Annotated in this window: 19 protein-coding genes; 11 read left to right on the forward strand and 8 right to left on the reverse strand. The window is 66.9% G+C overall.

What is annotated here, in order from left to right; all coding sequences use genetic code 11:
• Positions 1-151 precede the first annotated feature (151 nt).
• From F8O07_RS08705 to F8O07_RS08715, 3 genes are all read left to right on the forward strand, one after another.
• On the forward strand, positions 152-364 hold the full coding sequence (locus F8O07_RS08705; protein WP_158031663.1) for a heavy-metal-associated domain-containing protein: 213 nt from the start codon (positions 152-154) through the stop codon (positions 362-364).
• Positions 365-430: 66 nt separating this feature from the next.
• Complete coding sequence (locus F8O07_RS08710; RefSeq protein ID WP_412973608.1) at positions 431-2,698, forward strand: heavy metal translocating P-type ATPase; 2,268 nt, start codon at positions 431-433, stop codon at positions 2,696-2,698.
• A gap of 47 nt (positions 2,699-2,745) precedes the next feature.
• The gene (locus F8O07_RS08715) at positions 2,746-3,381 is read left to right on the forward strand and encodes a DedA family protein (RefSeq protein ID WP_158031664.1); all 636 of its coding nucleotides are present in this window, start codon (positions 2,746-2,748) and stop codon (positions 3,379-3,381) included.
• A 35-nt stretch (positions 3,382-3,416) separates the two neighbouring features.
• Here F8O07_RS08715 and F8O07_RS08720 read toward each other — a convergent pair whose 3' ends face one another.
• Together F8O07_RS08720 and F8O07_RS08725 are read right to left on the reverse strand one after the other, a co-directional pair.
• Positions 3,417-3,974 carry a type 1 glutamine amidotransferase domain-containing protein gene (locus F8O07_RS08720; RefSeq protein WP_158031665.1) on the reverse strand — a complete coding sequence of 186 codons (558 nt, stop codon included), beginning with the start codon at positions 3,972-3,974 and terminating at the stop codon, positions 3,417-3,419.
• Between the two features lie 57 nt (positions 3,975-4,031).
• Positions 4,032-5,264, reverse strand: coding sequence for an AI-2E family transporter (locus F8O07_RS08725; protein ID WP_225733234.1), 1,233 nt, complete (start codon positions 5,262-5,264; stop codon positions 4,032-4,034).
• A 105-nt stretch (positions 5,265-5,369) separates the two neighbouring features.
• On the opposite strand from F8O07_RS08725, the gene F8O07_RS08730 reads away from it, so the two are divergent.
• Positions 5,370-7,484 carry an NAD(+) synthase gene (locus tag F8O07_RS08730; protein WP_158031667.1) on the forward strand — a complete coding sequence of 705 codons (2,115 nt, stop codon included), beginning with the start codon at positions 5,370-5,372 and terminating at the stop codon, positions 7,482-7,484.
• 9 nt (positions 7,485-7,493) lie between these two features.
• On the opposite strand, the gene rraA is transcribed toward F8O07_RS08730, so the two are convergent.
• Positions 7,494-7,994: a ribonuclease E activity regulator RraA gene (gene rraA / locus F8O07_RS08735; protein WP_158031668.1), complete on the reverse strand. Its 501-nt coding sequence runs from the start codon at positions 7,992-7,994 to the stop codon at positions 7,494-7,496.
• Positions 7,991-9,502, reverse strand: a complete 1,512-nt coding sequence (locus F8O07_RS08740; protein ID WP_158031669.1) for a helix-turn-helix domain-containing protein — start codon at positions 9,500-9,502, stop codon at positions 7,991-7,993. The genes rraA and F8O07_RS08740 overlap by 4 nt, the downstream gene beginning before the upstream one ends.
• Positions 9,503-9,716: 214 nt before the next feature.
• Here F8O07_RS08740 and aceA point away from each other — a divergent pair, with 214 nt between their 5' ends.
• The 5 genes from aceA to F8O07_RS08765 all read left to right on the forward strand — a co-directional run bounded on the left by aceA (position 9,717) and on the right by F8O07_RS08765 (position 16,463).
• Positions 9,717-11,027, forward strand: a complete 1,311-nt coding sequence (aceA, locus tag F8O07_RS08745; RefSeq protein ID WP_158031670.1) for an isocitrate lyase — start codon at positions 9,717-9,719, stop codon at positions 11,025-11,027.
• Between the two features lie 154 nt (positions 11,028-11,181).
• Positions 11,182-12,900: a malate synthase A gene (gene aceB / locus F8O07_RS08750; protein ID WP_158031671.1), complete on the forward strand. Its 1,719-nt coding sequence runs from the start codon at positions 11,182-11,184 to the stop codon at positions 12,898-12,900.
• Between the two features lie 4 nt (positions 12,901-12,904).
• Complete coding sequence (locus tag F8O07_RS08755) at positions 12,905-14,272, forward strand: MFS transporter (RefSeq protein WP_158031672.1); 1,368 nt, start codon at positions 12,905-12,907, stop codon at positions 14,270-14,272.
• Positions 14,269-15,405, forward strand: a complete 1,137-nt coding sequence (locus F8O07_RS08760; RefSeq protein ID WP_158031673.1) for a cation:proton antiporter — start codon at positions 14,269-14,271, stop codon at positions 15,403-15,405. The genes F8O07_RS08755 and F8O07_RS08760 overlap by 4 nt, the downstream gene beginning before the upstream one ends.
• 38 nt (positions 15,406-15,443) lie before the next feature.
• Complete coding sequence (locus F8O07_RS08765) at positions 15,444-16,463, forward strand: acyl-CoA thioesterase (RefSeq protein ID WP_158031674.1); 1,020 nt, start codon at positions 15,444-15,446, stop codon at positions 16,461-16,463.
• Positions 16,464-16,494: 31 nt separating this feature from the next.
• Here F8O07_RS08765 and F8O07_RS08770 read toward each other — a convergent pair whose 3' ends face one another.
• The gene (locus tag F8O07_RS08770) at positions 16,495-17,346 is read right to left on the reverse strand and encodes a CPBP family intramembrane glutamic endopeptidase (protein WP_158031675.1); all 852 of its coding nucleotides are present in this window, start codon (positions 17,344-17,346) and stop codon (positions 16,495-16,497) included.
• Positions 17,347-17,411: 65 nt separating this feature from the next.
• On the opposite strand from F8O07_RS08770, the gene F8O07_RS08775 reads away from it, so the two are divergent.
• Together F8O07_RS08775 and ppsA are read left to right on the forward strand one after the other, a co-directional pair.
• Positions 17,412-18,233 (forward strand): pyruvate, water dikinase regulatory protein, encoded by an 822-nt coding sequence (locus F8O07_RS08775; protein ID WP_158031676.1) that lies wholly within the window; start codon positions 17,412-17,414, stop codon positions 18,231-18,233.
• 100 nt (positions 18,234-18,333) lie between these two features.
• The gene (ppsA, locus tag F8O07_RS08780) at positions 18,334-20,718 is read left to right on the forward strand and encodes a phosphoenolpyruvate synthase (protein ID WP_158031677.1); all 2,385 of its coding nucleotides are present in this window, start codon (positions 18,334-18,336) and stop codon (positions 20,716-20,718) included.
• Positions 20,719-20,828: 110 nt separating this feature from the next.
• Here ppsA and F8O07_RS08785 read toward each other — a convergent pair whose 3' ends face one another.
• The 3 genes from F8O07_RS08785 to F8O07_RS08795 form a co-directional block, all read right to left on the reverse strand.
• The gene (locus tag F8O07_RS08785) at positions 20,829-21,671 is read right to left on the reverse strand and encodes an HpcH/HpaI aldolase/citrate lyase family protein (RefSeq protein WP_192496718.1); all 843 of its coding nucleotides are present in this window, start codon (positions 21,669-21,671) and stop codon (positions 20,829-20,831) included.
• A gap of 100 nt (positions 21,672-21,771) precedes the next feature.
• On the reverse strand, positions 21,772-24,309 hold the full coding sequence (locus F8O07_RS08790; RefSeq protein WP_158031678.1) for a glycoside hydrolase family 65 protein: 2,538 nt from the start codon (positions 24,307-24,309) through the stop codon (positions 21,772-21,774).
• A complete protein-coding gene (locus F8O07_RS08795) occupies positions 24,306-25,094 on the reverse strand; it encodes an HAD family hydrolase (RefSeq protein ID WP_158031679.1) in 789 nt (262 codons plus the stop codon). The genes F8O07_RS08790 and F8O07_RS08795 overlap by 4 nt, the downstream gene beginning before the upstream one ends.
• Between the last annotated feature and the right edge of the window lie 244 nt (positions 25,095-25,338).

The following is a 25,338-nucleotide window of genomic DNA, read 5'->3' on the forward strand; positions in this document are numbered from 1 at the left end:
CGCCATGAGCCCGTTCTGCCACCACTCGGGCGCCGCGGAATATTCGATTTCGTCGGTGCGACAGCGCAAAGTCAGGAGTATAGTGGGCGAACGAATACCCCCACCGGGTATTCGAGCCGACGATGTGATTCGTCGAAGAGAGGAAGACGACATGAGCACGATCACCGATTTCGCCGTCACGGGGATGTCCTGCGGGCACTGCGAGCACGCCGTGCGCGAGGAGGTCGAGAAGATCCCCGGCGTGCAGAGCCTCGAGGTCAGCGCACAGACCGGTCGCCTGCACATCACCAGCGAGCAGCCGCTCGACGACGCAGCAGTTCTGGCCGCCGTCGAAGAGGCCGGATACTCGGCGACTCGCGGCTGAGCCGGCCGCAGTCAGAAGCCGCAGAGACAACAGCGGGCATCATTCTCAGCGAAGGAGTCAGACACCGTGACCGCAGAGAGCACCACCTCGGCAGCGACCGGGCGCGACAGCATTGAACTCGAGATCGGCGGCATGACCTGCGCCTCGTGTGCAGCACGCATCGAGAAGAAGCTGAACCGGCTCGACGGTGTGCAGGCGACGGTGAACTTCGCCACCGAGAAGGCACGGGTCCACGCGCCCGAAGGGTACGACCCGGCGCAGCTGATCGACGTGGTCGAGCAGACCGGCTACACGGCAGCTCTGCCCGCTCCCCCCGAGCCGTCCACCGCATCCGCCGCCGCCTCGCACGCCGACGTCGAGCTGGTGGCGCTGCGCAACCGGCTGATCGGCTCTGTGGTGCTCTCGGTGCCGGTCATCGCGATGGCCATGATCCCCGCACTGCAGTTCACGAACTGGCAGTGGCTGTCGCTCACCCTTGCGGCTCCGGTCGTCGTCTGGGCGGCGTGGCCGTTCCATCGCGCCGCCTGGATCAACCTGCGTCACGGGGCGGCGACGATGGACACGCTCATCTCTCTGGGCACCGTCTCGGCGCTGCTCTGGTCGCTCTACGCGCTCTTCTTCGGCACAGCCGGCATGCCAGGCATGCACCATGCGTTCGAACTCACGATCGCGCCCACCGACGGCTCGAACAACATCTACCTCGAGGTCGCCGCCGGGGTCACCATGTTCATCCTGGCCGGGCGCTACTTCGAGATGCGCTCGAAACGACAGGCCGGCGCGGCGCTGCGCGCACTCGTCGAGCTCGGGGCCAAAGACGTCGCGGTGCTGCGGAACGGCCGCGAGCAGCGCGTTCCAGTCGCTCAGCTCGCCGTGGGCGACGAATTCGTGGTGCGGCCGGGCGAGAAGATCGCGACCGACGGCCGCGTGATGTCAGGGTCGTCGTCGGTGGATGCGTCGATGCTGACGGGCGAACCGGTGCCGGTCGAGGTGCGCGAAGGCGACGCTGTGGTCGGCGGGACGGTGAACGCCGGTGGCCGCCTGGTCGTGCGCGCCACCCGGATCGGCTCCGACACGCAGCTCGCGCGGATGGCGCAGATGGTCGAAGACGCCCAGTCGGGCAAGGCGCCGGTGCAGCGGCTTGCCGACCGCGTGTCAGCCGTCTTCGTGCCCATCGTGATCGGCATCGCCCTGATCACGCTAGTGGTGTGGCTGCTGCTCGGGCATCCCGCCACGGCGGCCTTCACCGCAGCCGTCTCGGTGCTCATCATCGCCTGCCCGTGCGCTCTGGGGCTGGCGACACCGACCGCACTGCTGGTAGGCACGGGGCGCGGTGCGCAGCTCGGCATCCTCATCAAAGGCCCCGAAGTGCTCGAGTCGACGCGTCGGGTCGACACCATCGTTCTCGACAAGACCGGCACAGTGACCACGGGCCGCATGACCGTGAAGAACGTCGTCGCCGAGCCTGACGTCACGCAGCACGAGCTGCTGCGGCTGGCCGGCGCCCTCGAGGCGGCCTCGGAGCATCCGATCGCCCGTGCGATCGCCCAGGCTGCGGCCGAAGCCGAAGCTCTGCCAGAGGTCTCTGACTTCGCCAATGCCGCGGGCCTCGGCGTTCGCGGCCTGGTCGAGGGCCATGTCGTCGTCGCCGGCCGCGAGGCGCTGCTGGAGCAGTGGTCGATGCACCTGTCTGACGAACTCGTGGCCGCCAAGCAGCAGGCGGAGCAGGGCGGTGCGACCGTCATCGCCGTGGGCTGGGACGGCACGGCACGCGGCATCGTCGTCGTGGCCGACGCGGTGAAGCCGACCAGCCGCGAGGCGATCGCGCAGCTCACCGGTCTCGGGCTCGACCCTGTGCTGCTGACCGGAGACAATGCACGGGCCGCTCGGCAGATCGGCGCCGAAGTGGGCGTCGGCCAAGTGATCGCCGAGGTGCTGCCGCAGCAGAAGGTCGCCGAGGTGAGGCGGCTGCAGCAGGCCGGGCACGTCGTGGCGATGGTCGGTGACGGCGTCAACGACGCCCCCGCGCTGGCCACCGCCGACTTGGGGCTCGCCATGGGCACCGGCACCGATGTGGCCATCGAGGCCGCAGACATCACCCTGGTGCGTGGCGATCTGCGCAGCGCCGCCGATGCGATCCGACTCGCCAGGCGCACACTCGGCACGATCAAGACCAACCTCTTCTGGGCCTTCGCCTACAACGTCGCGGCGATCCCGCTCGCAGCGCTGGGGCTGCTCAACCCGATGCTGGCGGGCGCAGCGATGGCGTTCAGCAGCGTCTTCGTCGTGGGCAACAGCCTGCGGCTGCGCGGCTTCCGCAGTCGTGCACAGGGCTGATACACGCTCGGCGATATGCCACAGCGCACCGGGTACGCTGGGAGGCCATGGGATCTGCAGCCTCTGACTGGGTGTTGTCACTCGCGAGTTCGCCCTGGGTGTTCGTCGCGCTGGCCCTCGTGCTCGCGCTGAGCGGCACGCTCACCTTTCTGCCCACACAGTCGCTCGTGATCGCACTGGCGACGATCGCCTACGCCCGCCCCGAGCAGTTGTTCGTGACCATCGTGCTGCTGATCAGCACCACCGTCGGCATGGTGGTCGGCGACCTCGGAGCGTTCGGTCTGGCACGGTGGACGCATCTGGGCAGCTGGCGATGGCTGAACGGCGTCAGAGTGCGGCGCATGAGACGCTGGATGCGACGCCGGCTGCGGGATCAGCCCGACATCACCATGATCAGCGCCCGTCTGGTGCCGATGGGGCGTCTGGCGACCACCCTCGCGTGCGCCGACCTGCACATGCCGACGGCGCTGTTCGTCCGACTCTCGGCGGTCGGCTCGCTGGTCTGGGCGATCTACAGCACCGGCATCGGCGCGGTCGCCGGCATCTGGGTCGAGAGGCATCCCGTAGTCGTGATCTGCATCGCCGTGGTGATCGCGATGCTCATCGGCATGATCGCCTCACGCATCCAGACCGCGCTGATGTCTCGCGAGACCTCGGAGAGTCGCTCTGGGCGGCTCTCCTGAGCTCGGCCCTCCTGACCCCTCGCCCCTCCCCGGCCTCAGCCTTCCAGCGTCGTGATGATGGCCGCCACGAAGGCGTCGAGATCCTGCGGCGACCGCGAGGTGATCAGCCGCCAGCCATCGGTGTCGTCGACGACCGCTTCGGCGTCGACCCACTCGGCTCCCGCGTTGACCAGATCGGTCTTGATGCTGCTGTACGAGGTGAGCTTCTTGCCCTCGGCCACTCCGGCGTCGATCAGCGCCCAAGGTGCGTGGCAGATCGCAGCGATCGGCCGACCCGCGATGGTGAAGCGACGCACGATGCGCTGCGCGTCGTTGTCAACGCGCAGCTGGTCGGCGTTGATGGTGCCGCCGGGCAGCACGAGCAGGTCGAACTGCGCCGGGTCGATGTCGGCGAAGGTCGCGTCGGGTGCGAGCGTCTCGCCGACCGTACGGTCGTGCACCAAGGTGAGAATGGCCTCAGGCTTCGGCGCGGCGACGGTCACCCGAGCGCCTGCTGCGCGCAGATCGTTGACCGGGCGCGAGATCTCAGCGGTCTCGACTCCGTAGTTGGTCGAGATGACGAGCACGCGTTTCTCTGAGAGTGCTGTGTTCATAGAAGAGCTCCTTCTGAGTCTTGATCGTCGACGCCGAGGCGGAGCCGACGCCGCCGATCATACGTCGCTGCCACCCGATGCGTCAGCGTCTTTGTCTGAGGCCGCCGCCGCATCCGCCGACGCTGCGCCGGTGGGGGCTTTGGCTTCCTCTTCGGCGGTCAGCTCGGCCTCGCGAGCCTCACGACGTTCTCGAGCTGACTTCGCCCGAGCGAACCGTGCTGGGCGTCCAGGCCCGTCCCAGACCTGCAGCACCGACCACGCCGCTGCGGTGAGCGGCACTGCGATGATCGCCCCGAGCACACCACCCAGCGAGGCGCCGATGGTCAGCGCGATCAGAATCACCAACGGGTGCAGCTTCAGCGTGCGCCCCATGACCACAGGCTGCAGCAGATTGCCCTCGAGCTGGTTGACCACGATCACGATGGCGATCACGATCAGTGCGGCGACCGGCCCGTTGGCCACCAGCGCGACCAGGGCGGCGAGCACGCCGGCCAGCGTGGCCCCGACGATCGGGATGTATGCCGTGACGAACACGATCACGGCCAGAGGCAGCGCCAGCGGCACCTGCAGAATCACGAGTCCGATGCCGATGCCGACGGCATCAGCCGCGGCCACGATCGTCGTGCCGCGCAGATAGCTGCCGAACGTGGTGACGGCCTGCTGTCCGGCGCGGCGAGCCCGTGTGTATCCGTCTCCGTGCAGAGGCCGCAGCAGGAACTCCCAGATCGCCGCCCCGTCTTTGAGAAAGAAGAAGAGCACCACCACGAAGATGCCGAAGCCGGTGAAGAACTCCGCCGTCGCCGAGACACCGGCGAGTGCTCCGCTCTGAAAGCCGCTGCTGGCCAGCACGCCCTGCGCCCACGCCCCGACCTCGGCGAGCGCCGGCATGTGCACGGTGAACGGCAGCCCGTCGATGAAGTCCTGGAGCGTCTGCATGCCGCCGGTCGCCGAGCTGACCAGCACGTTCCACTGGTTGAGCACAGCCCACACGATCAGCCAGATCAGCAGCCCGAAGGTGACCACGATGCTCAGCAGGGCCGTCCAGGCGGCGAGCATGGCCGGCGCGCCTCTGCGCCGCAGCCAAGCGGTGAACGGAACGATCGCCGACGAGACGATCAGAGCGAGCAGCACGGGAATGCCGACGATCGACACCTGCATGATGGCGAAGATCACGACCACGATCACAGCGAGCACGACCAGAGTCTGCACGCATCGCGTGGCCAGCGTTCCGAAGCCGTCAGCCCAAAGCCGACGAACGGCTCCTGGTTCTTTCACTGCGCGTTCAGTCATCATGACGCCTCAGCCCCTTCATCTTCATCGTGCCAACACGGTAGCAAATGTTCACCAAGTGTACTGTCTGCCGGCAAGGCCTCGCGCTGTGCCAGACTGGAGGCCATGACCGATCGACTTGTCGCCGCCCGTGCACTTGGCGCCCGGGCGAGCGCCTACGCTCAGGGCTTCGCTCGCGTCGCAGCCGTCACCTTTCCCATCGCCATCGCCGATCCTGCTGCGAACGCGAAGCAGATCATCCAGCAGGCTGTCGAGTGCGACCGAGACGCGGTCGGGGTGGCTGTCTTCAGCGAGCTGTGCCTGACCGGTTACGCCATCGACGACTTGGTGCTGCAGGATGCCGTGCTCGACTCCGCCGTCGACGCCCTGATCGAGGTGGTCGCAGCAAGCACCGAGCTGCTGCCGGTGCTCGTGGTCGGTGTGCCGCTGCGGCACGAGACCCGGCTCTACAACTGCGCCGCAGTCATCCATCGCGGCCGTCTGCTCGGGGTCGTGCCGAAGTCCTACCTGCCGACCTATCGGGAGTTCTACGAACGCCGCTGGTACGCTCCCGGAGACGACCAGCGCGGCGGCAGCATCCGCATCGGCGAATTCGATGCGCCCTTCGGCACCGACCTGCTCTTCGACGCCGTCGACGTACCGGGGCTGGTGCTGCACACAGAGATCTGCGAAGACACGTGGGTGCCGGTTCCGCCGAGCGCCCGTGCCGCACTGGCCGGGGCGACCGTGCTCGCGAACCTCTCGGGCAGCCCCATCACCATCGCCCGCGCCGAAGACCGCCATCTGCTGGTGCGCTCGGCCTCTGCCCGCTGCCTCGCCGCCTATGTCTATGCCGCCGCGGGAGCCGGCGAGTCGAGCAACGACCTTTCGTGGGACGGCCAGACGATGATCTACGACAACGGCACGCTGCTCGCGCAGACCGAACGCTTTCCCGACGGCCCGAGACGGTCGGTCGCCGATGTCGATCTCGACGTGCTGCGGCAGGAGCGCCTGCGACAGGGCACGTTCGACGACAACCGACGCACACTCGCCGATCTGAGCGGCGACGCCTGCAAGGGCGACTATCGCACCGTTTCGTTCACACTGAGGCCGCCCACCGACGACATCGGCCTGCGCCGCACCCTCGCCCGCTTTCCCTTCGTGCCCGCCGACCCCGACCGGCTCGCGCAGGACTGCTACGAGGCGTACAGCATCCAGGTCTCGGGTCTCATGCAGCGCATGCGCTCGATCGGCTCGCCGAAGCTCGTGATCGGCATCTCGGGAGGCCTCGACTCGACGCACGCGCTGCTCGTCTGCGCACAAGCCATGGACCGTCTCGGACGCCCACGCACCGACATCCTCGCATTCACCATGCCCGGGTTCGCGACGAGCGACCACACCAAGTCGAACGCCGTGGCACTGGCCGAGTCGCTGGGGGTCACATTCGAAGAGCTCGACATCAGGCCTGCCGCACGCGAGATGCTCAGCCGCATCGGACACCCCTTCGCCGACGGTGAGCCGGTCTATGACACCACCTTCGAGAACGTGCAGGCCGGGCTGCGCACCGACTATCTGTTCCGACTCGCGAACCAGCGCGGCGGCATCGTGGTGGGCACCGGCGATCTCTCGGAGGGCGCTTTGGGCTGGTCGACGTACGGCGTCGGCGACCAGATGTCGCATTACACGGTCAACACCGGCGTTCCCAAGACGCTGATGCAGCATCTGGTTCGCTGGGTGAGCTCGACCGGGCACTTCTCTGCCGAGGTCTCAGCCGTGCTGCAACGTGTGCTCGACACCGAGATCTCGCCCGAACTGGTGCCCGCCGGCGCCGACGGCAAGGTGCAGAGCACCGAAGAGAAGATCGGCCCCTACGCGCTGCACGACTTCACGCTCTATCAGGTGCTGCGTCACGGCATGCGCCCGAGTCGCATCGCCTGGCTGGCCGCACATGCGTGGGCCGAGCCGACGACCTGCCGCGACGCCGGCATCGGGCAGTGGCCCGCGGGCTTTCCCGAGGCAGATCGCCATGACTTCGACCTGCAGCAGATCGTGCACTGGCTCGAGGTCTTTCTGCAGCGCTTCTTCGGGTTCGCGCAGTTCAAGCGCACGGCGATCCCGAATGGCCCGAAGGTGTCGCCCGGCGGGTCGCTCTCGCCGCGCGGCGACTGGCGGGCGCCGTCAGACTCCTCGCCGCAGGCATGGCTCGACGAGCTGCACCGGGCATTCCCGAACGGCGACTGAACCGGTCGGTCACCCCTCGGAACGCGGGTCGACGCTGAGGAACACCACGCCGTCCTCGTCTGAGACGACCCAGTCGCCCGGCCGCACATCGACCTCGAGAAAGCGGATGGGCTCGCCCAGCACGCCGAAGCCGCGCTTCACGGTGGGCACCGGCTGAGAGCCCAGCGCCTTGACGTGCACGTCGGCCTGACCGAGTTCGACGGTGTCGCGCACGGCACCGGCCACCAGGATGCCGGCCCACCCGTTTCGCGCGGCCAGCACGCCGAGATTGCCGCCGACCACCGCGCGGCGCAGCGATGCTCCTGCGTCGACGACGAGCACACGCCCTTCGCCGGGCGTGCCGAGCTGCTCTCTGATCAGCGTGTTGTCTTCGTGCACCTGCAGTGTCTGCACACGTCCGAAGACGCGTCGGCGACCGCCGAAGCTGCGCAGCTGGGTGACCACGCTGCGCAGCTCGCGATCGCCGTCGTCGGCGAGATCTGCGGTGAGCAGGTCGGACGAGTCGGTCATGGTCGGTTCCTTTCGTCGGCCGTCGGTGACGGTTCGGGCGGTGCGTGTCGTTCGAGGAATTCGTACACGTCTGTGGTGTCGACGCCGGGAAAGACGCCCTGTGGCAGCGCGGCGAGCAGTGAGGCGTGCGGTCGCGTGGCAGGCCAGCACTGATCTTCCCATTTCTCTCGCAGGTGCGCTGGCGGGATGCGACAGCAGTTCTCGTCCGGGCACGTCGAGACGGCACGACTGGTGGTGTTGCCGCCGCGAAACCAGCGGGCATGGGTGAAGTCGGTGCCGACCGACACCGACACCCTCCCCTGCGACGAGGCGAGCACGCGAGCGGCGCACCAGAACGTGCCGGTCGGCGTGTCGGTGTACTGAGCGAACGGGCTGAAGTGATCGGTCTCGGCGAAGACGATGCGGCTCGTCCAGTGCCGGCAGCAGGTCTGCCCCTCGATGGCGCCCAGAGAATCGGTGGGAAAGCACACGCTGTCGTTCTCGTAAGCCTTCCAGATCGTGCCGGACTCATGCACTTTCACGAAGTGCACGGGCAGATCGAGAAACTCCGTGGCCAGGTTGGTGAACCGATGCGCAGCAGTCTCGTAGCTGACGGCGTAGGCGTCGCGAAAGTCGTCTATGGCCAGGTCTTTGTTCGCCTTCGCGGCCTGCAGTCGTTCGACGCTGCGTGTGCGAGGCATGAGCATCGCGCCGGCGAAGTAGTTGCTCTCGACCCGCTGGCGCAGGAACTCCGCGTAGTCCGCGGGAACGGTGTGCCCGAGCACCTTGCTCGACAGCGCCTGCAGCACCGCGGCGCGCGAGTCGCCCGAGCCGATCACCGACTGCGGCAGATAGATGCGGCCGTTGCGCTCGTCCAGCACCGACCGCGTCGACTGCGGCAGGTCGTCGACGTAGTGCAGCGTGACGCCGAGGTGTTCGGCCAGCGCTGCGGTCAGCCGCTGCGGCAGCGGGCCGCCCGCGTAGCCGAGCGTCTCGAGCAGTCCCTCGGCCTCATCATCGATCGGTTCGAAGTAGTTGTCGCTGGCCCGCATCGTGGTACGCAGTTCGGCGTTCACCCGGCGGGCCTCTTCAGGTGTCGCCTGTCGATCGTCACGCAGCTGCTCGATCTTGCGATAGAGGCCGACGATCGTGGCCAAGGCGTCGTCTCCCAGTCGAGGCCCCACTCGCACCGCAGGCAGGCCGAGCGATGAGAACCCGACCGACCGCTGTATGCGTTCGAGCTCGATCTCGTGCGACGCCCGTTCGTCGGGCGGCTCATCGCCACCGATGAGATCGTCGAGGGGAACGGCGAGCACTTCGGCGATGCGCCTGAGCTGGCTGAGCTTCGGCTCTCGGTGCCCGTTCTCGAGCGCTGAGATCTGGCTGGGCGCGCGCTCGATCGCCTGCGCGAGAGACTCCAAGGTGAGCCCTCGCTGTTTTCGTATCGCGCGAATCCGCCGCCCGATGATGAGAGCGTCAACCATCGCCTCATCGCCAAGACGCGCCCCGCGCCGTTGCGTGGTCGTCATGTCTTCATGATGACACAGCCGTTTTCTCCGCAGAACAGAAATATCGCAGAACTTTCCTGCAGATTCGTCCGGATCGTCCGCATCTCTTGCCGCAGAGTAGAACTCACCACAGCACGACCGATCGACTCAACGACGACTCGATCACCCGAGTGACGTGGTTCGGCTCACCGGCCGATGAGGTGGCACACGCACCATGAGATCAAAGGAGATCACCATGACCGAGCAGAACATCCGCCCCGGCGACCAGACACAGACCGCTGAGCACCTGCAGTTCGAGTGGGACAACGACCCGCGCTGGGAGGGCGTGCGCCGCGATTACTCCGCTGAAGACGTGCTGCGCATTCGCGGCGGCATCCGCGAAGAGAGCACACTCGCCCGTCGCGGCGCCGAGAAGCTCTGGGAGCTGCTGCACGAAGAGGGCGACGACTGGGTGCGCGCGCTCGGCGCTCTCACCGGCAACCAGGCGGTTCAGCAGGTGCGAGCCGGTCTGCGCGCCATCTACCTCTCCGGCTGGCAGGTCGCCGCAGACGCGAACCTCTCGGGCCAGACCTACCCAGATCAGAGTCTGTACCCGGTCAACTCGGTGCCAGCGGTCGTGCGCCGCATCAACAACGCGCTGATGCGCGCCCACCAGGTGGAGTTCGGCGAAGGCGGGCCCGAGGCGGTCACCCGTGACTGGATGGCGCCGATCGTCGCCGACGCCGAAGCAGGCTTCGGCGGCCCGTTGAACGCCTTCGAGCTGCAGTCGGCGATGATCCAGGCCGGAGCGGCGGGCGTGCACTGGGAAGATCAGCTGGCCAGTGAGAAGAAGTGCGGCCACCTCGGCGGCAAGGTGCTCATTCCGACGAAGCAGCACATCCGCACTCTGCAGTCGGCTCGACTCGCGTCAGACGTCGCGGGTGTGCCCACCCTGATCATCGCCCGCACCGATGCGCTGGCGGCAGATCTGCTCACCAGCGACGTCGACGAGCGCGATCGCCAGTACACGACCGGCGAGCGCACCGACGAGGGCTTCTACCGAGTGCGCAACGGCATCGAGCCGGTCATCACCCGCGGTCTGGCCTTCGCCGAGTACGCCGACCTGCTCTGGGTCGAGACCGGAGAGCCCGACATCGAGCTTGCCCGTGAGTTCGCCACGGCGATCCACGAGAAGTTCCCCGGCAAGCTGCTCGCCTACAACTGCTCGCCGTCGTTCAACTGGAAGGCGCACCTCTCTGACGAGCAGATCGGCTCGTTCCAGCGTGAGCTCAGCGAGCTGGGCTACAAGTTCCAGTTCATCACGCTGGCCGGCTTCCACGCGCTCAACTACTCGATGTTCGAGCTGGCCAGCGGCTACCGCGACGAGCAGATGACCGCCTACGTGCAGCTGCAAGAGAAGGAGTTCGCCGCCGAGAGTCAGGGGTACACCGCCACTCGACACCAGCGCGAGGTCGGCACCGGCTACTTCGACCGCATCTCGACGGCGCTCAACCCGGACAGCGCGACCCTCGCGCTGGTGGGCAGCACCGAAGAGGCACAGTTCTGATCTCGTCGGATCGGGGCGCCCCTGCATCGCCGCAGGCCGTGCCCCGACCGGCTCACTCCCGACGCCGCCGTCGCCACGACGCCGGTCGTCACGTCACACAGCCACGCACCCGCCGATCAACGACGATCGGCCCCGCCACCAGGATTGGAGAATCATGCACACCACCACTGCCGTCCGCCGACCGACCCGACCCGTCGTGCGCGTCGCCGGGCGCATGCACGAACGCTTCGACGAGATTCTCACGCCCGAGGCGCTGGACTTTCTCGCCGCACTGCACCACCGCTTCTCGTCACGTCGCCATGAGCTGCTCGCCAAACGGGCGAAGCGGCTGAAAGACTACTCGCTGGGCACCAACCCCGACTTCCTGCCCGGCACCGCGCACATCCGCGCCGACCGAAGCTGGCGTGTCGTCGGCTCTGCGAATGCGCCCGGTCTGCAGGATCGGCGCGTCGAGATCACGGGGCCGACCGATCGCAAGATGACCGTCAACGCGCTCAACTCCACCGCCAAGGTCTGGCTCGCCGACTTCGAGGATGCCACCAGCCCCACCTGGCAGAACGTGGTCGGCGGCCAGCTGAGCCTCTTCGACGCGATTCGCGGGCAGATCGATTTCACCTCGCCAGAGGGCAAGCAGTACGCCCTGCGAACGAAAGAGCTCGCCGAGCTGCCCACCATCGTGCCTCGCCCGCGCGGCTGGCATCTGCCCGAGAAGCACTTGGTCTTCACCGATGACAGCAACCGCACCGAAGACACGTCGGGCAGCCTCGTCGACTTCGGGCTGTTCTTCTTTCACAACGCGAAAGAGCTCATCGCCCGCGGGCGAGGCCCGTACTTCTACATTCCCAAGCTCGAGAGCCACCTCGAAGCCCGCCTGTGGAACGACGTCTTCACCTTCGCCGAGCACGCACTGGGTCTCGACATCGGCACCATCCGCGCCACCGTGCTGATCGAGACGCTGCCTGCGGCCTTCGAGATCGATGAGATCCTCTACGAGATGCGCGATCACATCACGGGCATCAACGCCGGCCGCTGGGACTACATCTTCAGCGTGATCAAGGTCTTCCGCGAGCGCGGTGCGAAGAACGTGCTGCCTGATCGCTCCTGCATCACGATGGAGGTTCCCTTCACCCACGCATACGCACAGCTGCTGGTCAAGACCGCACATGCCCGAGGCGCCTACGCCATCGGCGGCATGAGCGCATTCATCCCGAATCGGCGCGATCCGGAGGTGACCGAGCGCGCCTTTCAGCAGGTGTCTGCAGACAAACGCCGTGAGGCAGAGGCCGGCTATGACGGCACCTGGGTCGCGCATCCCGACCTGATTCCCTACGCACAGGCCGAGTTCGACGCAGTGCTCGGCGAGCGGCCCAACCAGGTCGAACGTCAGCTCGACGACGTCAGCATCGGGCAGAGCGATCTGCTGAACTTCCAGGCGACCCCTGGCGAGGTCACCGAGGCCGGCCTGCGCGACAACGTCTCGGTGGGCATCCGCTACATCGAATCGTGGCTGCGCGGCGTCGGTGCCGCGGCCCTCGACAACTTGATGGAGGACGCGGCGACCGCCGAGATCTCGCGCACGCAGATCTGGCAGTGGCTGCACTACCAGACCGTCACCGCCGAGGGCAATGCCATCACCCGCGAGCGCGTGCAGCAGATCATCGACGGCGTGGTCTCAGAGCTGCAGCGCTTCGACGGCGACCGGTTCGACGACGCCGTGCAGGTGTTCGCACAGGTCGCCCTCGACAAGCCGTTCCTGCCCTTTCTCACCACAGAGGCGTACCGACGCTACCTCGCCACCGATGTGGTCACGCCTGAGCCGCTGACCGATGAGGCTGCCGGTCTCGTCGAGCCGCAGCCGGCGAACCGAGGATGACACCATGTCGACGCAGACGCAGACACAGACAGTTCGACAGTCGGGCGGTCCACAGACCGGTCGGGCGCGCACAGCGCACGGCCGGTCTTGGGTCAGCGTCGCCGCCGTGCTCTTCGCAGTCGCCTGGGCCGGCAACGAGTTCACTCCGCTGCTGGTGATGTACCAGATGCACAGCGGCTTCACCGCCCTGCAGGTCAACATCCTCTTCGGCGGCTACGTGCTGGGCATCATCCCGGCTCTGCTGATCGGCGGCCCCATGGCCGACCGCATCGGCCGCCGTCCTGTCATGATCCCAGGCCCGCTGCTGGCCATGACAGGCAGCCTCGTACTCGCCCTCGGCCCCGAGAGCATGGTGGCGCTGTTCGTCGGTCGTCTGCTCTGCGGGCTCGCGCTGGGTCTGGCGATGGCCGTCGGCAGCACCTGGATCAAGGAGCTCTCGACGGCCCCGTTCGATGCGAACGCCGATGCGGGGGCGGGCGCACGCCGCGCATCCATCACGCTCAGCGTGGGCTTCGGGGCCGGCGCCGCAGTCGCCGGAGCCATCGCGCAGTGGGGGCCAGCGGCCACCATGCTGCCCTACCTCGTCAACGTCGGGCTGCTCATTCCGGTGACTGTGTGGATGATGCGCAGAGGCCCGGAGACGCAGGTGCACGCAGTGCTCTCGACGTCACGCCGCCGCAGCCGCTCGCGCTTCGCGCTGATCGCCGAAGACGGCATCGACCCGGCGGTGCGTCGCCGATTCCTGCTGATCGTCGCTCCCGCAGCTCCGTGGGTGTTCGGCTGTGCAGCCAGCGCCTACGCGATTCTGCCCACGCAGATGCGCTCGCAGGCTCCCGGTCTTGAGATCGGCTTCAGCGCGCTGATGTGCCTGGTGGGTCTCACCTGCGGCGTCGGGGTGCAGCCGGTGATCAAGCGCCTCGAGCGTCCGGGGTCGGCCCGCACGCTGGTGCTCGGCCTGGTCGTCGCCTGCGCGGGGATGCTGCTGGCCGCGAGCGCACTGGCCACGCAGCAGGTCTGGCTGGGTCTGGTCGCCGCGGCCGGGCTGGGCATTGGCTACGGCACGGTTCTGGTGTCTGGTCTGCAGTACGTGCAGCGCATCGCGCCGCCCGGTCGTCTGGCCGCGTTCACCGCCGTGTTCTACAGCCTCACCTACACGGGGTTCTTCATGCCGGCGATCCTCTCGGGCATCGAGCTGGCATTCAGCGGGGTGCACCACATCTGGATGTTCGCGGTGGGCGCTGCGCTGGCGCTGGTCAGTCTCACGGTGGTCGCAGCGAGCAGCGCAGCACTGCGTGAGCGTCCCAGTGCGGATGCCATGGTCGAGCTCACGCGGGAGGGCGGCTGCACACGGGGTGCTAACGTGCCAGCATGACTCTGCTCACGCTGCTGGCGATCACTGTGATCGCGCTGCTGGGGCCTGTGCTGAGCTGGGTCACCCGTTGGCGTGCCCCGGTGCTCGTCGGTCAGATTCTCGGCGGCCTGCTCATCGGCGGCGCCGGCTTGGGATGGGTCGATGCCGGCGACTCGATGTTCACGCTGCTGGCCGACTTGGGCTTCGCGCTCACGATGTTCGTCGCCGGCAGCCAGATTCCGGTGCGCAACCCCGAGCTGCGGCCGCTGCTGTTGAAGGGGCTTATCCGAGCGGCAGCCGTGGCCGTGGCCGCTCTGGCGCTGGGCGCGCTCATCAGCCTCACCCTGCACAGTCCGGACTGGCTGATCTATACGGTCGTACTCGGGTCTTCTTCGGCGGCGCTGGCGCTGCCCGCGATGGCTCAGGCCCGGCTGACCGGCCCGGCGGTGACCGCCACGATGGCGCAGATCGCCGTCGCCGACGTGGCGTCGATCGTGCTGCTGCCTCTGGTCATGGACACCGGCCGCGCCCTGCTGACCATCGTCGGCGCACTGGCACTCTGCGCTCTGACCGCCGGGGTCGTTCTCGCGCTGCGCATGATGCGACGCCGGGGCATGCTGAGCGAGGCGCACCGGGTCAGTCGCCGCGAGCATTTGGCGCTCGAGCTGCGCATCTCACTCGTGCTGCTGCTCGCGTTCGCCGTACTCGCCTCGCAGACAGCGGTGTCGATCATGCTTGCCGGGTTCGCTGCAGGGGTCGCGGTCTCGGCGATCGGAGAGCCTCGACGTCTGGCGAAGCAGGTCTTCGCCCTCAGCGAGGGCTTCTTCTCACCCCTGTTCTACGTCTGGCTCGGCGCGTCGCTGTCGCTGGGCGACCTGTGGAGCAGTCCGCGGCACGTTCTGCTGGGCCTCGCACTGGGCTTCGGCGGCCTGGCCGTGCACGCGGTCGGCGCGGTGACCGGGCAGCCCGTCTCACTGGCGCTGCTCGGCGGCGCACAGCTGGGCGTGCCGATCGCTGCGGCCACCATCGGCATGCAGACCGGTGCGCTGAACGGCGGTGACGCCGCAGCGCTCGTCTTCGGCGCGCTCATCAGCGTCGTGTCGCTGTCGGCGACGGTTCCTCTCGCAGCGAGACGTTTCGCCACGCAGCGCTGATCCGCTGCCGCCGCGGGCGAATCGACTAGGGTATGTGCATGCTCACTGACCCTCATCCGTCAGAGCCCACCGGCTCATCCCCCGCCGACAGCGATGCGACGTCGCCAGAAGATCACATCACGCTGCGCTTCATGGCCCTGCCTCAAGAGGTCTCGAAGACCGGCACCTCGATCGCCGAGGGCCGCGTCCTCGAATGGATCGATCGGGCCGGCTACGCCTGCGCCGTCGGATGGAGCTCGTCGTACTGCGTGACCGCGTACGTCGGCAACGTCCACTTCAACAGTCCGATCGCCCCAGGCAGCATCATCGCTGCCCATGCCCGCATCATCCACACCGGCCGCACCAGCATGCACGTGCTCGTGCGCGTCGAATCGGCCGACGTGCGCACTCGCGCCTACCAGCCGGCCTGCGACTGCATCCTGATCTTCGTCGCCGTCGACGAGAACGGCACGCCGGCGCAGGTTCCGCAGTGGAGCCCGCAGACCGACACCGAACGCCAGCTGCACGAGGCGGCCATCGAGCGCATCGAGCCCCGCCGCCGCATCCGCCAGTCGATGGCCTCGCAGGCCTACACCACTTACGGCACCGCACCAGAGACGGTCTTCCGCTTCTTGGCCGCGCCTCAGCATGCCAACTGGGGCGGCAAGACCCACGGTGGCACGGTGATGCGCTGGATCGGCGAAGCGGCGAACACCTGCGCCAGCAGCTGGGCCAAACACGACGTGGTCGGCGTCTACTCGGGCGGCATCCACTTCATCAACCCGATTCCGATCGGCAACATCGTCGAGATCCGCTCGCGCCTGCTGCTGACGACGCCGCACAGCATCCACGTCAGCACCCAGGTGCGCACGGCAGACCCGAAGCGGCCCAACGACCTGCACCTGACGACTCGATGCATGACCGTGCTGGTCGTCGTCGGCGAAGACGGGCACGCGACCGACGTGCCACAGTGGGAGCCGGTCAGCGACGAGGATCGCCACCTGCGCTCACACGCTCGCGAGCTCATCCAGATGCGTCACGAGATGCATCCGGTGCCGCTCGAACTGCCCGGCATCTGATCGGTCGGCCGCTGGCCGACCGACGCGCGACCTAGCCGAGCAGACCGGTCGACAGCAGCCAGGGGCCGGCCAGCTGCCAGCCGACGAACGCGCAGGTGTCGAGCAGAAAGTGGGCCACCACCAGCGGGGCCACTCCGCCCCACCGTCGGGCCGCCCAGAGAAAGACCACGCCCATCACCGCGTTGCCGACGAACGGGCCGATGCCCTGATACAGGTGGTACGAGCCGCGCAGCAGGGCGGCTGCGACGAAGACGGCCGGCCATCCCCACGCGATCTCGCGCAGACGGATCGCCAGCCAGCCCGAGACGATGGTCTCTTCGAGCACGGCGGCCTCGATGGCTGCGAGCAGCAGCACCGGGATGCTCCACCAATGCGCATCGAGCGCTGCGGGGACGACGTTCGCGGTGAGCCCGAGCAGCCGCCCGACGGCGTAGAGCGCGAGGCCGGGCAGCCCGATCACCGCCGCCAGCAGACAGCCGCGGCCCCATGCGCGCCTGCTCCAGAGGTCGTGCAGACCGAGTCTGGCCGCGCCTGCTGCGAAGCCGGCGCCGGTGAAGCCCGCGCCAGAGCATCGGTCGGCAGGCGCCGACGACCGAGCAGCCAGCAGCCACAGCACCAGGAGCACCGGCACCAGGCCGAAGCCGATCTGCGCCAGCTGGATCAGCAGATCGAGCCAGGGCTGCGACGCCTGACTGGCGTTCAGCGTGCTCGTCTGCGCACCGAGGCCACCCTCGGCCGTCAGCTTGCGCAGCAGCGAGAGCACGGCGAACACCGCCGACTGGCCGAGAGTGAGCCCGAGCACGATCCAGACCTCGGCGCGCACGCGCGGCCGGGCCCAGGCCGGCGTCACCTCGGTCTGCGGCCAGCGGAAGCTTTGGGTCATAGCAGCACCCTACTCGTCGGCGTCTCTGCGGTATCGTGGAACCCGTCGCCGGCAGAGAGGCAGTCATGATCACAGAGCGCGAGACGCATTCCGTCTTCTTCGTGTCGGACGGCACCGGCATCACAGCCGAGACCCTCGGCAACACGCTGCTGACGCAGTTTCCGAACGACAGCTTCATCCGCGCCACGATCCCGTTCGTGAACACCGTCGAATACGCGCGCACCGTGGTGCGCCACATCGACTCGCTCTCGAAGACGCAGCCCACTCCCCTCGTCTTCTCGACCGTGGTCTCAGACGAGATCCGTGAGGTGTTCACCGCCTCTGGGGCTCTGGTCATCGATCTGCTCGGCGAGGCGACCAAGCGTCTCGAGCAGACGCTGCACACTGAGGCCAGCCACTCCCCCGGCCGCGCGCACGGTCAGGGCGACCTCGAGCGATACAACGCCCGCATGCATGCCGTGGAGTTCGCGATCGAACACGACGACGGCCAGAGTCTGCGTGCGCTGGATCGCAGCGACATCATCCTCATCGCCCCGTCACGCTGCGGCAAGACGCCGACGACCATGTATCTGGCGCTTCAGCACGGCGTGCTGGTCGCCAACTACCCGCTCATCCACGAAGACTTCGGCTCGACCGAACTCCCGGCGCCGATCGCTCCCCTGGCCGACAAGTGCTTCGGGCTGCTCTCGACTCCGCAGCGGCTGAGCGAGGTGCGCTCGCAGCGCCGCCCCGACTCACGCTATGCATCGCTCGACCAGTGCCGCTACGAGCTGCGCAACGCCGAAGAGATGTACCGGCGTCACAACATTCCCTTCGTCAACTCGGCGAGCAAGTCGATCGAAGAGATGTCGTCTGTGATTCTGCACAGCATGAGCCTGCGCAAGTGACCTGTGCGACCGTGTCACCACGCGGAAACATATCGTGACTATACTTTTTTGCAGGGTGACGATGATGATCCATCGTCACCACTACCTCTGAAGGAGACCAGTGTCAGAAAACGTCCTGTGGTTCACCGAGGCCGGCCTCGATGACATCGACAAAGTCGGCGGCAAGAACGCTTCGTTGGGTGAGCTGATTCAGAACCTCTCATCGGCAGGCGTCAACGTTCCCGAGGGTTTCGCCACGACCTCGGCTGCGTTCCACACCTTCCTCGACGAGTCGGGTGTGCGTGACTACATCTTCAAGACTCTTGCCGATCTCGATGCGGATGACGTGGTCGCCCTGGCTGCGGCCGGCAAAGACATCCGTGCGAAGGTTCGCGACACGCCGTTCCCCTCGGCGCTCGAGGCCGACATCCGCAGCGCCTTCGACACGCTGACCGGATCATACGACGATCCCACGGCCGTCTCGTTCGCCGTGCGCTCTTCTGCCACTGCAGAGGATCTGCCCGACGCCTCGTTCGCCGGTCAGCAGGAGACCTTTCTGAACGTGCGTGGCATCGACCACATTCTGGCCGCCATCAAAGAGGTCTTCGCGTCGCTCTACAACGACCGCGCGATCGCCTACCGCGTGCACAACGACTACAGCCATGAAGACGTCGCGCTGTCGGCGGGCATCCAGCGAATGGTGCGCTCCGACATCGGCGCCTCCGGTGTGATGTTCACTCTCGACACTGAGTCGGGCTTCGACGACGCGGTGTTCATCACCAGCGCGTTCGGCCTCGGCGAAGGCGTTGTGCAGGGTGCCGTCAACCCCGACGAGTTCTACGTGTACAAGCCGGCGCTGCGTGCCGGCCGACCGGCCATTCTCAAGCGCTCTGTCGGCGGCAAGGCGCTGAAGATGATCTACACCGACGACCAGACCGTCGGTCGCAGCACCGAGTTCGTCGACGTCGCCGAGCCAGACCGTCTCAGGCTCAGCCTGACCGACGACGAGGTGCAGGAGCTGGCCCGGCATGCACTGGCCATCGAAGAGCACTATGGGCGCCCGATGGATATCGAGTGGGGCAAAGACGGGGTCGACGGCCGCATCTACGTGCTGCAGGCCCGGCCTGAGACGGTGCTCTCGCGCGACGACTCATCGGCGCTCGAGCGCTTCAGCATCGGCAAAGAGGGCAAGGGCGACGTGCTGATCGAGGGTCGCGCCATCGGCCAGCGCATCGGCGCCGGGCCGGTGCGCGTCATGCACTCGCTCGATCAGATGGTCGACTTCGTCGAGGGTGAAGTGCTCGTCGCAGACATCACCGACCCTGACTGGGAGCCGATCATGAAGCGCGCCAGCGCCATCGTGACGAACCGCGGCGGGCGCACCTGCCACGCCGCGATCATCGCGCGCGAGCTCGGCATCCCCGCGGTCGTCGGCACCGGCGACGCCACGCACGCCCTCGCCGACGGCAGATCGGTCACCGTCTCCTGCGCCGAGGGCGAGACCGGATTCGTCTACGACGGCATCGCCGACTTCGAGCTCAAGCGCACAGAACTCGATCACATGCCTGAGATCCCGGTCAAGGTCATGATGAACGTCGGCACGCCTGATCAGGCCTTCAGCTTCGCGAAGCTGCCGAACGCCGGAGTCGGTCTCGCCCGACTCGAGTTCATCATCAACCGCCAGGTGGGCATCCACCCGCGCGCGCTGCTGGAGCTGGACGACCAGGAGCCCGCGCTCAAAGCCGAGATCGAGAAGCGCATCGCGGCGTACGAGAGCCCCACCGACTACTTCGTCAAACGCGTGGCCGAGGGCGTCTCGATGATCGCTGCGGCGTTCGCGCCCAAGCCGGTGGTCGTGCGCATGAGCGACTTCAAGTCGAACGAATACGCCAACCTGGTCGGCGGAGCGCGCTACGAGCCCCATGAAGAGAACCCGATGCTCGGCTGGCGCGGTGCCTCGCGCTATGTCTCGCCTGACTTCCGGGCCTGCTTCGAACTCGAGTGCCGGGCCATGAAGTTCGTGCGCGACGAGATCGGGCTCACCAACGTGAAGCTGATGGTGCCGTTCGTGCGCACGGTCGAAGAGGCCAGAAACGTCATCGAGCTGATGGAGCACAACGGGCTGAAGCGCGGCGAGAACGGCCTCGAGATCTACATGATGTGCGAGATCCCGAGCAATGCGCTGCTCGCCGATGAGTTCCTCGAGTACTTCGACGGCTTCTCGATCGGTTCGAACGACATGACGCAGCTGTCGCTCGGCCTCGACCGTGACTCATCACTGGTCGCCGACGAGTTCGACGAGCGCAACCCAGCGGTCAAGAAGCTGCTGGCAATGGCGATCGAGCACTGCAATGCAGCCGGTAAGTACGTCGGCATCTGCGGTCAGGGGCCGAGCGACCACCCGGATCTCGCCGAGTGGCTGCTTGATCAGCACATCGTCTCGATGTCACTGAACCCCGATACGGTCGTCGACACGTGGCTGCGTCTGGCCGAGCACCAGAAGTGATCATGTGCCCGGTGTCGTGCTGAGCGTCAGGCTCGTCACGACACCGGAGCAGAAGGGCCGGCGCACGAAGTGCGCCGGCCCTTCTGCATCTGTGCGGGACGTCTGTTCGATCAGCTGTTCCACAGACCGAACGACGCGGCGAGGCGGCTGATCTTCTTCGCACGAGACAGTCGGGGCAGGTAGCTGCCGTCAGCTCCCCCATCGCCCTGTGCGTCTTTGTCGAGCAGGTCGCGCGCCCAAGCGATCTCAGACTGCGTGGGTGCGAGGTGATCGTTGATCTGGGCCGTCTGCTGCGGCTTGAGCACCAGCTTGCCGGTCATGCCCATCTCGGCCGTGACCTGGCAGGCCGCCGTGATCACGGCGGGGTCGTCGCTGAGCACAGGCCCGTCGATGGGCCCGGGCAGCTCGCCGACGCGCGAAGCCACCACAAGACGTGAGCGTGCGTACGCGAGCGCCAAGGCGGTGTTGCCCGCCCCGGTGTCTCGCCGAAAGTCGCCCACGCCGAAGGCCAGCCGAAAGGTTCCCGGGGCCTTTGCGATGAACGGCGCGTTCTCGACGCCCAGGCCGCTCTCGAGCAGCGCCACCACCGGTGTGCCCGGGTTGAGACCCTGCCCGGTGAGTGCGACCTGCTCAGCGGTCTCGGTCTTGGCAAGCATGACGCCGCGCAGCCCCTCGGCGCCACGCAGCGCGTCGAGGTCACGGTGCCACAGCTCGCTGCCTGCCGGGTTGATGCGCACCCACGCGCTCATCCCGTTGTTCAGTGCGTCGGCTGCCAGTGCGCGAGCGGCGTCTTTGCCCTCGTCTGGAATGCCGTCTTCGATGTCGAAGACGACGGAGTCTGCCTCACTCGCCAGCGCGTCGAGCAGCGACTGCTCGTCATGTGGCGGCGCGAGAAGCCAGCTTCGCGAGAGTTTGGCCGGAAGATTTGCCGCACGTTCGTTTCGAATGCCCATACCAGCCATGCTAGTCATGCGCCGACGTCTTGGCGTGTCTCACCGAGTTCCGACGCAACGACATATACGACTCGGAGCATACGCGTCTCGATTCGCCGGCTCAGGCGCTGACCGACCCGTGCACAATCGGAATCTCGCTCGTCACCACGGGGATCGACGTCGTGAGCAGCGTGCCGTCCTCACGCCGGAAGCCCTCGAGCTGATCGATGTCCGGTTCGCCCTCGATGATCGGCCCCTGGCCGTCGAGTACCACCGAGACCGGCTCACCGGCTCGCACCACGAAACGCTGTGCCCGCACCCAGAAGGTCAGCTGCGTTCCCTCCTCGACCTCGGCGAAGAACGTGTCTCGCGTGACGGTGAAGCGCACCCGTGTGCCGGCCTGCGCCAGCGGGAACGAGAGTTCCTGCCAGCCTGCGGGCAGCCGAGGGTCGAAACGCAGCACGCCGCCGACGTCGCGCAGACCGCCGAAGCCGCTGACGATGGTGCTCCAGATGCCTCCGGCGGATGCGATGTGGGCACCGTCCTCCGTGTTACGGTGCAGGTTGTCGAGATCAGTGAACAGCGAGCACATGAAGTGGTCGTAGGCGAGCTCCTGGTAGCCGACCTCGGCGGCGACGATCGACTGCACGCCTGCAGAGAGTGTGGAGTCTCCGGTGGTCAGCGGCTCGTAGTACTCGAAGTCTGCGCGCTTCTCGGCGTCGCTGAACAGATCGCTGCGCAGGTAGAGGGCGAGCACGACGTCTGCCTGTTTGACCACCTGGAACCGATAGATCACCAGCGGATGAAAGTGCAGCAGCAGCGGTCGCTGCTCGGGCGGGGTGTTCTCGACGTCCCAGATCTCGCGATTGAGAAACTGCTCGTCTTGAGGGTGGATGCCGAAGTGCTCGTCGAAGGGCAGCTCCATACGATCGGCGATCAGCTCCCAACGTCGGATCTCGTCGTCGGTGACGGCGAGCCGTTCGCGGGCGCGCAGCGCGTCGTCAGGGCGCAGCTGGGAGATCTGCTCAAGGGCGCTCACCGCATAGCGCAGATTGAACTGCGCCATGGCGTTCGTGAACAGGTTGTTGTTGACGACGGTGGTGTACTCGTCAGGCCCTGTGACGCCATGGATGTTGAAGCTGCGCTCTCCGTTCTTCCCTCGCCAGAACCCCAGCGAAGCCCACATGCGCGCGGTCTCGACCACCACGTCGATCGCCTCGCGTGCGAGAAACTCGTAGTCGCTCGTCGCCCCCATGTACTTCGCGATTGCATAGGTGATGTCCGCATCGAGGTGATACTGCGCGGTGCCGGCGGCGTAGTAGGCCGATGACTCCTCGCCGTTGATGGTGCGCCACGGAAAGAGCGCCCCTTCGACGCCGAGCTGCTCGGCACGCTGTCGGGCCTGTGGCAGCATCTGCACGCGAAAGCGCAGGGCGTTGCGGGCGACGTCAGGGTTGGTGTACGAGAGAAACGGCAGCACGAACACCTCCGTGTCCCAGAAGTAATGGCCGCTGTATCCCGATCCGGTGAGGCCTTTTGCCGGCACACCCCACCCTTCGGCACGTGCAGAGGCCTGAATGAGCTGGAAGAGATTCCAGCGCACCGCCTGCTGGATCACCGGCTGCCCAGGAATGCGCACGTCTGACCGCTCCCAGAACGCGTCGAGCCAGCGTCGCTGCTGCCGACGCAGCCCGTCGGCCCCGTACTCGTGCGCCCGTGACAGGCTGCGCACGCAGCGGTCGACGAGCTCCTGCACGGGATACCCGTTCGACGTGTGATACGTCACGAACTTGGTCACCGTCGTCGGCACTCCCTCGCGCGCATCCACCTCGAACACGTTGCGGGCGAGGTCGTCGGTGATGGTGTGCGAGCTTCGATACGCGTTGCGCGTCTCGATGAGGTGATCGGCTGCCACCGCGATCGTCTGGCCTGATTCCGCCACACGGTAGCCGAGCACGCTGCGCTGATCGTTCTGCATGCGATAGCGCGGCAGGAACACTCGGTGCTCGAACTGCTTCGCCTTGCGCGGCTCGATCCCTTTGCCCAACGCATGCTGACGTACGCCGAAGTCGTCTTCGCCATCCTGCCGATTCATGATCTGACACGAGATCGCGATGGGGGCATCCCCTTCGAGCATCGTCACCGTGAGGGTCAGCAGCGCCAGGTGACGCTGAGTGAACGAGACCAGACGCGACGATGTGATGCGCACTCGTTTGCCGGCCGGGGTTCGCCAGACCAGATCGCGAGTGAGCTGCCCGGTGCGAAAGTCAAGGCGACGGTGGTAGTCGACGATCTCGGCCTTGTCCGGTATGAACGGCTCATCATCGACGTAGACGCGAATCGGCCGCGCGTCGGGAGCGTTGATCATGCTCTGCCCGACCTTGGCGAATCCGAAGGCCTCTTCGGCGTGACGAATCTCCCAGGTCTCGTGCAGCCCGCTCACATACGTGCCCTGCTCGTAGCTGGAGCGTCCCTCTGAGAAGTTGCCGCGAAAGCCGATGTATCCGTTCGACACGGCGAACAGCGTCTCGGTGATGCCGATGTCGTCGACGTTGAAGCGATCTTCGCGCAGCCCCCACTCGTCGATGCGAAATCGCGTTCGGTCGATGTCGGTCGGGCTCCACTCGCGCCCCAACGCGAGACGTCCGGATGTCGTCATGCGTGCTTCCTCTCGCCCGTTTCACTCTGTTCTGCGGATGACTCGGCTGATGTTGGCAGTTCGTCATCGGTCTCGATGAGCTCGGCGAGATCGGTGACGACCACGTCCGCGCCGTGCTCGCGAAGCGCGGCGGCACCGGCTCCGCGGTCGACGCCGACCACGAGGCCGAACCCGCCGGCGTGCCCGGAGGCCACTCCCGAGAGCGCATCCTCGACGACGACGGCATGACGCGGATCGACCTGCAGACGACGTGCGGCCTCGAGGTACGTGTCGGGGGCGGGCTTGCCGGCGAGCCCGTGCTCAGCCGCGTAGGCGCCGTCGACGATCACCGAAAAACGCTGCAGCAGCCCCGCGGCCTCGAGCACACGTCGGGCGTTGCGCGAGCTGGAGACCACGGCGACGGGAGTGCCCCGGCGCTGCAACGCGTCGAGCAGTGCCCTCGACCCCGGATAGGCTTCGACGCCGTCACGGGCGAGCACCTCGGTGAAGAGCTCGTTCTTGAGATTGCCCAGTGCGCAGACCGTGCTGAACCCCGGAGCGTCGGTTGGCGCACCCTCGTCGAGGGTCACCCCTCGTGAGGCGAGCACCGCCGCCACCCCGGCATAGCGTGGGCGCCCGTCGACGAACCGAAGATAGTCGTCTGTCGTGTAAGGGCGTTCGACGCCGAAGTGTGCAAACGCGCGCTCGAAGAGCTGACTCCAGGCACGCTCGTGCACCAGCGCCGTCGGCGTCAGCACGCCGTCAAGGTCGAAGAGCACTGCCTGACACTGTTGATTGGTCGTCACCCTGTCAAGACTAGCGACGTCGCGAGCTCGTTGTGTCGCCGATCATTTCACTCAATGGTTACACCCGTGTCTTCGGCTGTGCACAGTGGGCAAAGTACTTTGGGGCGAAAGCACGCGCTCGTCGGCAGTCCCCAACCGCACTGACCGCTTCTCTCGTTCCATCCGCAGTCTGACCGCCTGATCTCCGTCAGGGGGCGCCCCGCATCCAGTGGGCGTCTTCTTGCGGCCGCTGAATCGACGATGA

It is taken from the genome of Pseudoclavibacter sp. CFCC 13796, assembly GCF_008831185.1.
Lineage (GTDB): Bacteria > Actinomycetota > Actinomycetes > Actinomycetales > Microbacteriaceae > Pseudoclavibacter_A.